The organism is Lacibacterium aquatile (assembly GCF_042683105.1).
GTDB lineage: Bacteria > Pseudomonadota > Alphaproteobacteria > Elsterales > Elsteraceae > Lacibacterium > Lacibacterium aquatile.
In genome coordinates this window covers 382,226-392,749 of the sequence record NZ_JBHUIP010000012.1, presented here as the reverse complement: position 1 = coordinate 392,749, position 10,524 = coordinate 382,226, and the positions used below count along the sequence as shown (strand labels likewise).

Below are 10,524 nucleotides of genomic sequence, written 5' to 3'. Positions count from 1 at the left end.
TCGACAGTCCCCCAGCCTTGAGCGCAGGATGAGCAAAACGCGAGGGAAGGTGATGGAGACACTACCGGTTATCGATATCACGCCGTTGTTCAGTGAGACGGATTCCACCTGCGCGCCCGTTGCCCGTGCCATCGAAACAGCCTGCCGCGACACCGGCTTTTTCTATATCGCGGGCCATGGTATCGCGCCGGATCTGCTGAAAGATCTCGACCGGGTGAGCCGGGCGTTCTTCGCCCTGCCGCACGAACAGAAGATGCGCATCGATATGACGCGCGGCGGTCCCGCCTGGCGTGGCTTCTTCCCGGTCGGCGGTGAATTGACCTCCGGCCGTCCCGACATCAAGGAAGGGCTGTACCTCGGCACCGAGCTTGCTGCCGATCATCCGCGTGTAAAGGCAGGGGTGCCGCTGCATGGCGCGAACCTCTGGCCCGAGGCGCCGAGCGATCTGCGGCAGATCGTCAGCGACTATATGGCGGCAACCACCCGCGCTGGCCATGCCCTGATGCGGGGTATCGCCCTGAGCCTGGGGCTCGACGGTAGCTATTTCGCGGCGAACTATACCGCCGATCCTACGGTGCTGTTCCGCATTTTCCACTATCCCGCAAGCAAGCCGCAGGGCCCGGAATGGCAGGAGGCCTGGGGCGTTGGGGAGCATACGGACTACGGCCTGCTGACCCTGCTGGCCCAGGACGACAATGGCGGCCTGCAGGTGAAAAGCAAGGCAGGCTGGATCGAGGCGCCGCCCATTCCCGGCACGCTGGTCTGCAATATCGGCGATATGCTGGATCGGATGACGGGCGGCTGGTACCGCTCCACCCCGCATCGGGTCATGAATGTCAGCGGCAAAGACCGTCTCTCCTTCCCGCTGTTCTTCGATCCCGATTTCGATGCCCGCATCCTGCCGCTGCCGACCTCGCGCATCGATGCGACGCTGATTGACCAGGACCGGCGCGAGCGCTGGGACAAGGCGAGCGTCCATAGTTTCAGCGGCACCTACGGCGACTATCTGCTGGGCAAGGTCTCCAAGGTTTTCCCGGATCTGTCGAAGGAAGTGCTGTGAGTGAACTGCGGGCGGCACTGAAGTCCCTGCTGCGATCCTGGTCGGACGAGCGGCCCGCGCCGCGAGTCCTGTCCCGGCGTGAAGAGACACGCGGCGCGATGGCGGTGGAACACCTGCTGCTGGACCTCGGCACAGGTGAACCTGTCCCGGCGGTCCTGACGCGCCCGACGACACCAGGCCCCCATCCCGCGGTCCTTTATTGCCACGCCCATGGTGCCCGTTACGCCATCGGTCTGCGCGAGTTGCTGGAAGGGCGCCCAAGCCTGCTGTCGCCCTATGGGCCGTTGTTGGCCGAAATGGGGTTCGTGAGCCTCTGCGTCGAAATGCCGACCTTCGGTGCACGTCAGGAACCGGCCGAGGGGCCGTTGTCGAAGGCGCTGCTATGGCGCGGCGAGACGCTGTTCGGGCTGATGTTGCGGGAACTGGCGGGCGGGGTCGATTATCTGGTCGCCCGGCCAGATGTGGATGCGGCCCGCATTGCGACCTTCGGCCTGTCCATGGGGGCGACCCAGGCTTTTTGGCTGGCAGCGCTGGACGAGCGGATCGCGGCGGCCGCTCATCTTTGCTGTTATACCGATCTGGCTAGTCTGGTCGCGACGGGCGCCCATGATCTCCACGGGCATTATATGACGGTGCCGGGATTGCTGGCTTTGACCTCTACAGGTGCTATCGCGGGGCTGGTCGCGCCGCGTCCGCAATTGATCTGCATCGGCTACGACGATCCGCTGACACCGCGCGGGGCGGTGGAGAAGGCCTTGAGGGAAACCGGCGATGCTTACGGCACCTCGCAAGCGTTGGTTTTCCATGGGGAAGAGGGCGTCGGCCATCGGGAAACCGAGGTGATGCGGGAGCGGGTGATCGAGTTTCTAACCCGCCTTAAGTAGCGACGAGGTCGGCATAAAAAGAAGGGCCGCAGTACGGGACTGCGGCCCCCAAGTTCCATGGGCGGGAATGAACGGTAGTAAGCCGTGGGGGTTCGAGCTTTAGCTCGGGTTCTTGTATTCCGGCAGAGCCTTCAGCTCGTCCTCGGTCATGGAGGTCATGACCTTGGTGTCGTCGCCAGTCCCGCTGATCGACACGCGATCACGGGGAACCTCGACCTGACGGTCGCCGATGCCCAGGAAGCCGCCGACCGACACGATCAGAGTGGCCGTCGAGCTCTTTTCGACTTCACCGATCTTTTCACCGGCGGCATTGACGACGTCCTTGCCTTCAAGCGGATCAGCCGGGGTGGCTGCGCTCGGGGCCGACATGCTGGGCGCCGGAGCCGGGGTCACGGTGGTGCCCGGGGTTGCCGGAGCCGGAGTGGTCGACGGGGCCGGAGCCGTCTGGGCCGTCGCCAGGGCAGGCGCCAACATCAGGGTGACGCCGGTGGCAGCAATCATCAGATTCTTATACATGGAATATCTCCTCTGTATTGACCATGCCTGTGCCGAGACAACGCTATAGCCTTCCCATGAGTTCCGCGTCGATGGATGAAATTTTTGTTAGGGAACATAAGGTTAAGCTAGAGCGTTCTTCCCGCGTCATCTTATAGGGAGACGGTTTGACATGGATCTCATCAGGCTTATCGCAGCTATTCTCTTGCCGCCGCTGGGTGTGTTTCTCCAGGTCGGTTTTGGTGGGCATTTCTGGCTGAACATCCTGCTGACGCTGTTCGGCTATCTGCCGGGCATCATCCACGCCGTCTGGATTATCGCGCGCCGCTAAGCAGCGGTGCGCGCATGTTCCGGCGTGGGTCGGCGAGCAGATCGCGCAGCTTGGCGCGGGCGCGGAACAGGCGGCTTTTCACGGTGCCGATGGCGATGCCGCTGCGTTGGGCGACCTTTTCGTATCGGTTGCCTTCCAGGATCGCCATCTGCAGCATCTGGCGCTGGGGGGCGGGCAATTCCCGGATGGCCGAGCGACATTCGTTGAATTCCACATGGGCCATCTGATTGGCATCTGCTGTCTGATCCTGGGGCATCTGCGACAGGATCTCGCCATGCAGCTTGGAGCGGCGCACGTCATTATAGAAGCTGTTGACCAGGATGCGGCTCACCCAGGCGCGGCAGTTGGTGCCGGGCGCGAACTGGTGGGATCGGGCCATTGCCAGCACGAAGGCGTTATGGAGAACATCCTCGGCCTGGGCATGATTGCGGGTCAGCCGATAGGCGATAGCCCGCAGGCGGGGCATCTGATCGACGATGGTCTGGCGCACCTCGATATCGGCGCGGGTCGGCTTCATGGTCGCCATGGAAAACTCCTGGTCTAACCACGGCACGGGATAAGGTGCCGCTCCCCAAGAGATAAGGACGTGTAAGACACGAAACAGGCTTCTGGTGCCTTTGCTCACAGTCTGGTCACAGTTGCAGGCACACTGTTCCAGGGTTGTTGCGGCGGAGTTGCAGGGATGCGCGTGGTCTTGTGGGGTTTTTGCCTGATCGGTCTGTTGTTGGCGGCGCCTTTGGGGCTACAGGCCGCGCGCTATTGGTACGCGGAAAGCGAGGGCAACTGGTACAGCGCCGACCGCTCCTCCATGGGGTTCCTGCCTGCGATCACCCCGGAAAGCGACGCCATCGTGCGCATCTATGCCGCCCGGACCGTGCGCTGGCGGTCGATCTTCGCGGTTCATAGTTGGATCGTCGTCAAGGAGAAGGGCGGCACGAGCTATGAGCGCTTCGACAAAGTAGGCTGGGGTGGCGAGCCGATCCGCCGCAACGGCTATGTCCCCGATGGGCGCTGGTTCGGCCATGACCCGGAGGTGGTCTTCGCTGCCGATGGGGCCGAGGCAGAGCGGCTGATCCCACAGATCAAGCGCGCCATTGCCGGTTATGCCTATCGCAATGCCGGGGATTATCAGGTCTGGCCGGGGCCGAATTCCAATACCTTCGTGGCGTCAGTGATGGCGGCGGTACCGGAGATACAGGCGACTCTACCGCCGGTCGCTATCGGCAAGGATTTTCCGGCGAATGGAAAATGGGTTGGGCTGACGGGGTCGCGCACCGGCGTCTATGCGACGCTGGGTGGATATGTCGGAATTACGCTGGGGTGGGTCGAGGGGATCGAACTGAACCTGTTCGGCGGTGTGATCGGACTCGATATCCGTAACCCCGGCATCAAGCTGCCGGGGATCGGCCGGATCGGGGTATAGGAGCAGGAGCCTGGGCATCGCCGGACAGAATCGCCCGGCGATGCCATGAACTCAGACGATTACGACGCCTTCACCAGCCGGTTGACCGCGCTGGTCACGGCTTTAAGGGCGGCGGCCACGATGTTGGTATCGGTGCCGATACCATGCAGCGAGCCTTCGGCGGTCTTGACCTCGACATAGGCCATGGCCTTGGCGTCATGGCCGCGACCTGTCGATTGTTCGGAGTAGGAGAGCACGTCGACGGTGACGCCCAGTTCAGCCTGCAGCGCGTTGCAATAGGCATCGATGGGGCCATTGCCGCTGGCTTCCAGGATTTTCTCGACGCCATCGCGGATCACCTTGGCCTTGAGATTGCGCATCTCGCTGGCATGGGTGTCGGGCAGGGTGGTGTGCGAGACGAATTCGACCGGCGAGGTTGCCTTGAGATATTCGCCCTCCAGCACGTCCCAGATGTTCTTCGAGCCCAGTTCCTTGCCCGTGGCGTCGGTGACGCGCTGGACGACCTGGCTGAATTCGATCTGCAGGCGGCGCGGCAGGATCACGCCATAGTCGCTTTCGAGAAGATAGGCGATGCCGCCCTTACCCGACTGCGAATTGACGCGGATGATGCCTTCGTACGAGCGGCCCAGGTCCGACGGATCGATGGGCAGATAGGGGACTTCCCACAGGCCGGAGTTGGAGGCCTTCAAGGCATCGAAGCCCTTCTTGATCGCATCCTGATGCGAGCCGGAGAAGGCGGTGAAAACCAGATCGCCCGCGTAAGGATGGCGCGGGTGGACGGGCAGCTGATTGCAATATTCAGCGACCCGGACCAGTTCGTTGATGTCGGAGAAATCGATCTCCGGGTCGACGCCTTGCGTGAAGAGATTGACGCCCAGGGTCACCAGATCGACGTTGCCGGTGCGCTCGCCATTGCCGAACAAGGTACCTTCCACACGATCTGCGCCCGCCATCACAGCCAGTTCGGCGGCGGCAACGCCGGTGCCGCGGTCATTATGCGGATGGACCGACAGGACGGTGCTCTCGCGCCAACGGGTGTTGCGGCCATACCATTCGATCTGGTCGGCATAGATGTTCGGGGTCGCCATTTCGACGGTGGCAGGCAGATTGATGATCGCCTTTTTCTCCGGGGTCGGCTGCCAGACATCCAGCACGGCGTCGCAGATCTCGACCGCGAAATCCAGCTCGGTGCCGGTAAAGCTTTCCGGGGAATATTGGAAGACAACCTCGGTCTGCGGCACGGTCTTCACCAGATCCTTGACGATCTTGGTGCCGGTGACGGCGATATCGATGATGCCCGCGCGATCCTGGTTGAACACCACTCGGCGCTGCAGGGTCGAGGTCGAGTTATAGAGATGGACGATGGCGCGGCGGGCACCGGCAATCGCCTCGAACGTGCGCTGGATCAGCGGTTCGCGGCTCTGGGTCAAGACCTGGATGGTGACGTCGTCGGGGATCAGATTCTGGTCGATCAGCTCGCGGCAGAAATCGAAATCGGTCTGGCTGGCGGCGGGGAAACCGATCTCGATTTCCTTGTAGCCCATCTTGACCAGGGTATCGAACATGCGGCGCTTGCGCTCCGGCCCCATCGGCTCGATCAGCGCCTGGTTGCCGTCGCGCAGATCGACCGAGCACCAGATCGGCGCCTTGTCGATGATCTTCGACGGCCAGGTGCGGTCCGGCAGGTCGATGCGCGGGAAGGCACGATATTTAACGGTCGGATCGATTTTGGTGGTCATGGCAGTGTCCTCTTCACCCTCCGCGCTGTGCGGCAGGATGCTTCTTTTAGGGGCGACTTATCGGGGGGGAGGCGGCGCTTATACAGCTACCGGTGGCCGCAGACGTGCGTTAGGCCCGGCAGCCGCTGATAAGTCGAATGCTAAGAAGGAGGGGGAGCGCAAAACGGGTGCTGGCAGTCAGCGAAGACATCAGTGATGTACCAGCCAGTCCCTAGCTAAAGTTGCGCGCCAAATCGCGTGGGCCAAACGATAGGCGGGCGCGGATTGCGCCGTCAACGAAAAAGGGCGTGATACGAAGCTCGGCAAAAAAGACGTCGGCGCCCTTAATGCGCGCCGGAAATCAGGTCGCGCTCTTTCATGCCGGTCAGATAGCTATGGAACTCCGGTACCGTGAGCGGACGGCTCAGCAGATACCCCTGCACTTCGTCGCAGCCGATACTGACCAGGGTCGACAGCTGATCGTTGCTTTCGACGCCCTCGGCCACGGTTACGAGTCCCAGGCTGCGCGCCATGCCGACCACGGCATTGACGATAGAAAGATCGGAGCGCTCCTGCGGTAATCCCATGACGAAGCTGCGGTCGATCTTCAGCACGTCGATGGGCAGACGCTTCAGATAGGAGAGCGAGGAATAGCCGGTGCCGAAATCGTCGATGGCCATGGTGCAGCCAAGGTTTTTCAGCTCGGCCAGCACTTCCATGCCGCGCTCGATATCGTTCATCAGGCCGCTTTCGGTGATCTCCAGCTCCAGATGATCGGCGGGCAGGCCGGTGCGGATCAGCACATTCTGGATCTTCTGCACCAGACCCGCGTCCTTGAACTGCCGGACGGACAGGTTGACGGCCAACTTCAGATCGCCGAACCCGGCGTCGAGCCAGCGGCGCGTCTGACGGCAGGCGGCTTCCAGAACCCAGAGGCCGATGGGGACGATCAGTCCGCTTTCCTCGGCAATCGGAATAAACTGGCTCGGCGGCACCAGACCGCTTTCCGGATGCTCCCAGCGGATCAGCGCTTCCATGCCGCGCAGGCGGCCGGTCGATGCTTCCAGGCGCGGCTGGTAATGGACGAGGAATTCGTTGCGCTCCAACCCGCGGCGCAGGTCCGTCTCCAACGAGACGCGATGGCTGCGGCGGTCGGTGACGCGCGCCGAATAGATCGCGTAGGTATTGCGGCCCGCTTCTTTGGCAAAATAGGTGGCAGCTTCGGCATTCTTCAGCAGGGTGCTGACGTCGCTGCCATGCTCGGGGAAGCTGGTGAAGCCGACAGAGGCGGTGGCGTACAGCTCGAAATCATCGATGATGAACGTGCGGTCGAAGGCCTCCTGAACGCGGGCGCGCAGGCGCTCCATGGTGGCTTCGACATTTTCCGTCGGCACACAGATCAGAAAATCATCGCCGCCAACGCGACCCAGAATATCGCCGGGCTCCAGATCCGCCCGCAGACGTCCGGCGGCGGCCTGCAACAGGCGGTCGCCCAGCTGATGGCCGAAGAAATCATTCACATTCTTGAAATTATCGACGTCGATCCCGGCAACGACGACCGACTTCCCGGCCGCCTTGGCCTCCTGGATGCTCAGCTCCAGGTGGGTCTGCATCTTCAGGCGATTGGGCAAGCCCGTCAGCGTGTCGTAGAGCGCCATGCGCTCCAGCCGATTCTCGATCCGTCGGCGGTCGGTGATATCGCGGATGGTCAGCAGATACAGGGCCTGACCATTGTCCAGAATTTCGCCGACAGATAATTCGGCCGGGAAAGCAAAGCCGTCGCCCCGGGCCAGCGCTGTGGCACGGCCGGTGCCGATGGTGCTCTCCGGCAGGATCGACATCAGCGATCGCAGGGGATCGATGGCATCGATGGCGCACAACCCGCCCAGATAGGGATTGATGCGCTTGCCCTTCAGCTGCCCATCGCCACCGGAGAGAGTCTTGTCGGCGGATTGATTGGCGGCTTCGATGACGCCCTGATCGTTGACCAGCAGAACCGCATCGGTGAGCGAATCGAGCACAACTGAAATCACCTCCCGCAACGTATGCTGCGGTTCGGAGGATGACTGGCCCAGGGGGCGCTTGAACTCGGTCACTGCCATATCCTCATTTGATCATGAATAAGTGACCCACTCGTTAACGCGATTATATTTTGCTGCGGCGCAGCTAAATCTTTTTTTCTTGCTTTTTAATCTCAGTGAAAATAAGGCGGCTAACTGTTTTGTATTATTAGTCTAAAGGTTGTCATACAGAGTTCTATTGTTGTGCATCGCCGCAGTCGCTGCAAATTTATTTAAAATTGCACATATCTGCTTGTTAAGTGGCGGCGGTATGGGTCAGGACATAGTTTCCAGGGCTTTCTGAAAGCGACCGGCGTGGGATTTCTCGGCCTTGGCGAGAGTCTCGAACCAGTCGGCGATTTCAGTGAATCCCTCATCCCGGGCGATCTTGGCCATGGTCGGGTACATTTCGGAATATTCGCGAATTTCACCCGCGATGGCGGCTTTCAGATTCTCTTCGGTCGTCCCGATCGGCAGGCCCGATGCCGGGTCTCCGATGGCCTCGAGAAATTCCAGATGTCCGTTGGCGTGGCCACTTTCCCCTTCCGCGGTGGAGCGGAAGACGGCTGCGACATCGTTGTAGCCTTCGATATCGGCCTTCTGGGCGAAATAGACGTAGCGACGATTGGCTTGCGCTTCGTTGGCGAAGGCTGCCTTGAGATTGGCTTCTGTCTTAGAGCCCTTCAGATCGCTCATGCATCGCTCTCCTTGACGGCGAGGATGATGCCCGGTGAATCCAGACACCATTAGACCCGCCATGCGTTATCACGCCGGGTCTAATGGATATAGCTGGCAAATCTGACTTTTTTAGTGGGTGCGCTTCAGGCGGATAATGATATCGACACGGTCGATCTCGACACCTTCCGGCGGCGTGGGCAGGCCCGCGAGCGCAACCTCGTGACCGGCGATATCCATCAGCTGGCCGCCATCTTCGACGAAGAAATGGTGGTGATCGGCGGTATTGGTGTCGAAATACGACCGTCCAGCCTCCACCACGACTTCGCGCAGCAGGCCGACACCGGTGAACTGATGAAGCGTGTTATAGACCGTGGCCAGCGAGACGCGGATGTTCGCGCCAAGAGCTTCGCCGTGCAATTGCTCGGCGGTCACATGGCGGTCGCAACCGTTGAACAGCAGCTCGCCCAGAGCCAGGCGCTGGCGCGTGGGGCGCAGGCCAACGTTCTTGAGGCGATCCATCACGGCGCCAAAGCCGTCTTCGAGCAGTTCTTCGGTAGTCTCGTTCATCTGATCCATAGGGCCATAATACCTTATTGCGACCAATGCGCAATTAGAACCGTTATGAACTGCACGCAATGGATGACTGCAAATTATCATGTCATGACAAATCCGGCCATAAAAACGCCTGGAGTTCCTCTTTTATTGTGACTGAAAATCGGGCGCCGATGGCTCTCAATGCTGGCAAGGGCTTTCCTTGAGCGCTATTGTTAATGGGAGTTCGGTGGTTTGAGGTTTTTTCAATAATCCGAAAACGGGCCTGTTGGTCTGAACTTCGGTGACGAGATGGAGTATTGCTGCGTGAGCGCGGCCAGGTCCTCTACTATTTCCCGGCGCAAGATGCTGGCCCTGGTCGGGGGGGTGGCTGGGGGTGGTGCTTTGGGAGCAGTAGGGCTTCCTCGGGCCGGAGTGGCGCAGTCGGCGATGCCGAATTTCTTTCGGATCTGCGCGGGTCCCTTTGACAGCGCGGCCTATGGCGTCGCTGGTATGCTCGGCAATCTTCTCTCCAGTCCTCCTGGCGGTCGCCCGTGTGAACGGGGCGGCAGTTGTGGCGTCCAAGGCCTGATCGCAGTGGCGCTGGCGGCCGAAAGTGCCAATGAAGTTCTTTCCATGGTCATGAGCGGTCAGGCTGAAGCCGCCGTGATCTCAGCCTTCTATCTGACCGGCGCGCAGGCGAAGTCCGTACGAACTGTCGCCAGCCTGCATAGCCGCGATATGCACATCCTCGTCCGACAGGATGCGGAGATCGATTCCATCGTCGACCTGCGCCGCAGCCGGATCGCGATTGGCATCGGTGCGGATATCGAAACCCAGGTTCCCCGGTCGATCATTCGCCATGCCAAGCTGCTGGGCGCCGGCCAACGGGCTGATGTCATGCAGATCCGCTATGGGCTGGAGGCGCTGGCGGAAGGCGAGATCGACGCATTTTTTGCGATGCTGACGCCCCCGGCGCCGTTGTTGGCTGAACGCGCGAAAAGCCTGCCGCTCTCGATGATTTCGATGACGGAGCAGGATATTCCGCCCGATCTTAAATCCGTAAGCGACCTACATCTGATCCCCGGCGGCACCTATTCCGGCGTCGGCGAAGCGAGTGTCCTGGTGGTGCCACGTCAACTGGTGGTGCGGGCCGATCTGTCGGATGATTTCGTCTATGCCCTGACCGGTGCGCTCTGGCATCCCCAGACGGTGAAGGCGATGGCCGGGGCTGGGCTGCCCTATGCCGATATTCTGCCGGAAACGGCCTTGCAGGCCATCGTTCAGCCCCTGCACCCAGGGGCTGAACGTTACTATCGCGAAAAAGGCCTGATCGCGAACTGA

The 10,524-nt window shown here is 61.1% G+C and carries 11 protein-coding genes; 5 read left to right on the top strand and 6 right to left on the bottom strand.

Annotated features, from left to right (window positions below):
* Positions 1-28: 28 nt before the first annotated feature.
* Positions 29-1,060 (top strand): isopenicillin N synthase family dioxygenase, encoded by a 1,032-nt coding sequence (locus ACFSM5_RS13450; protein ID WP_379876946.1) that lies wholly within the window; start codon positions 29-31, stop codon positions 1,058-1,060.
* Complete coding sequence (locus tag ACFSM5_RS13445; protein WP_379876945.1) at positions 1,057-1,944, top strand: dienelactone hydrolase family protein; 888 nt, start codon at positions 1,057-1,059, stop codon at positions 1,942-1,944. The genes ACFSM5_RS13450 and ACFSM5_RS13445 overlap by 4 nt, the downstream gene beginning before the upstream one ends.
* A gap of 99 nt (positions 1,945-2,043) precedes the next feature.
* Here ACFSM5_RS13445 and ACFSM5_RS13440 read toward each other — a convergent pair whose 3' ends face one another.
* On the bottom strand, positions 2,044-2,460 hold the full coding sequence (locus ACFSM5_RS13440) for a PRC-barrel domain-containing protein (RefSeq protein WP_379876944.1): 417 nt from the start codon (positions 2,458-2,460) through the stop codon (positions 2,044-2,046).
* 151 nt (positions 2,461-2,611) lie between these two features.
* On the opposite strand from ACFSM5_RS13440, the gene ACFSM5_RS13435 reads away from it, so the two are divergent.
* Positions 2,612-2,770 carry a YqaE/Pmp3 family membrane protein gene (locus ACFSM5_RS13435; RefSeq protein ID WP_379876943.1) on the top strand — a complete coding sequence of 53 codons (159 nt, stop codon included), beginning with the start codon at positions 2,612-2,614 and terminating at the stop codon, positions 2,768-2,770.
* Here ACFSM5_RS13435 and ACFSM5_RS13430 read toward each other — a convergent pair.
* On the bottom strand, positions 2,754-3,296 hold the full coding sequence (locus tag ACFSM5_RS13430) for a sigma-70 family RNA polymerase sigma factor (protein ID WP_379876942.1): 543 nt from the start codon (positions 3,294-3,296) through the stop codon (positions 2,754-2,756). The two genes, ACFSM5_RS13435 and ACFSM5_RS13430, sit on opposite strands and share 17 nt — an antisense overlap.
* A 156-nt stretch (positions 3,297-3,452) precedes the next feature.
* On the opposite strand from ACFSM5_RS13430, the gene ACFSM5_RS13425 reads away from it, so the two are divergent.
* Positions 3,453-4,193, top strand: coding sequence for a DUF3750 domain-containing protein (locus ACFSM5_RS13425; protein ID WP_379876941.1), 741 nt, complete (start codon positions 3,453-3,455; stop codon positions 4,191-4,193).
* 59 nt (positions 4,194-4,252) lie between these two features.
* Here the strand turns inward: ACFSM5_RS13425 and leuA are convergent, their stop codons facing one another.
* The 4 genes from leuA to irrA all read right to left on the bottom strand — a co-directional run bounded on the left by leuA (position 4,253) and on the right by irrA (position 9,216).
* The gene (leuA, locus tag ACFSM5_RS13420; RefSeq protein WP_379876940.1) at positions 4,253-5,932 is read right to left on the bottom strand and encodes a 2-isopropylmalate synthase; all 1,680 of its coding nucleotides are present in this window, start codon (positions 5,930-5,932) and stop codon (positions 4,253-4,255) included.
* Between the two features lie 323 nt (positions 5,933-6,255).
* Positions 6,256-8,007 (bottom strand): putative bifunctional diguanylate cyclase/phosphodiesterase, encoded by a 1,752-nt coding sequence (locus ACFSM5_RS13415; RefSeq protein WP_379876939.1) that lies wholly within the window; start codon positions 8,005-8,007, stop codon positions 6,256-6,258.
* A gap of 240 nt (positions 8,008-8,247) precedes the next feature.
* Positions 8,248-8,667 (bottom strand): rubrerythrin family protein, encoded by a 420-nt coding sequence (locus tag ACFSM5_RS13410; RefSeq protein WP_379876938.1) that lies wholly within the window; start codon positions 8,665-8,667, stop codon positions 8,248-8,250.
* A gap of 111 nt (positions 8,668-8,778) precedes the next feature.
* Entirely contained in the window at positions 8,779-9,216 is a 438-nt protein-coding gene (gene irrA / locus ACFSM5_RS13405; RefSeq protein ID WP_379876937.1) for an iron response transcriptional regulator IrrA, read from the bottom strand.
* A 291-nt stretch (positions 9,217-9,507) separates the two neighbouring features.
* Here irrA and ACFSM5_RS13400 point away from each other — a divergent pair, with 291 nt between their 5' ends.
* Positions 9,508-10,524, top strand: coding sequence for a TAXI family TRAP transporter solute-binding subunit (locus ACFSM5_RS13400; protein ID WP_379876936.1), 1,017 nt, complete (start codon positions 9,508-9,510; stop codon positions 10,522-10,524).

Coding starts and splice junctions, on each gene's coding strand:
- ACFSM5_RS13450 (WP_379876946.1), top strand. CDS start 29: ATGAGCAAAACGCGAGGGAAGGTGATGGAGACACTACCGGTTATCGAT.
- ACFSM5_RS13440 (WP_379876944.1), bottom strand. CDS start 2,460: ATGTATAAGAATCTGATGATTGCTGCCACCGGCGTCACCCTGATGTTG.
- ACFSM5_RS13435 (WP_379876943.1), top strand. CDS start 2,612: ATGGATCTCATCAGGCTTATCGCAGCTATTCTCTTGCCGCCGCTGGGT.
- ACFSM5_RS13430 (WP_379876942.1), bottom strand. CDS start 3,296: ATGGCGACCATGAAGCCGACCCGCGCCGATATCGAGGTGCGCCAGACC.
- ACFSM5_RS13425 (WP_379876941.1), top strand. CDS start 3,453: ATGCGCGTGGTCTTGTGGGGTTTTTGCCTGATCGGTCTGTTGTTGGCG.
- leuA (WP_379876940.1), bottom strand. CDS start 5,932: ATGACCACCAAAATCGATCCGACCGTTAAATATCGTGCCTTCCCGCGC.
- ACFSM5_RS13410 (WP_379876938.1), bottom strand. CDS start 8,667: ATGAGCGATCTGAAGGGCTCTAAGACAGAAGCCAATCTCAAGGCAGCC.
- irrA (WP_379876937.1), bottom strand. CDS start 9,216: ATGAACGAGACTACCGAAGAACTGCTCGAAGACGGCTTTGGCGCCGTG.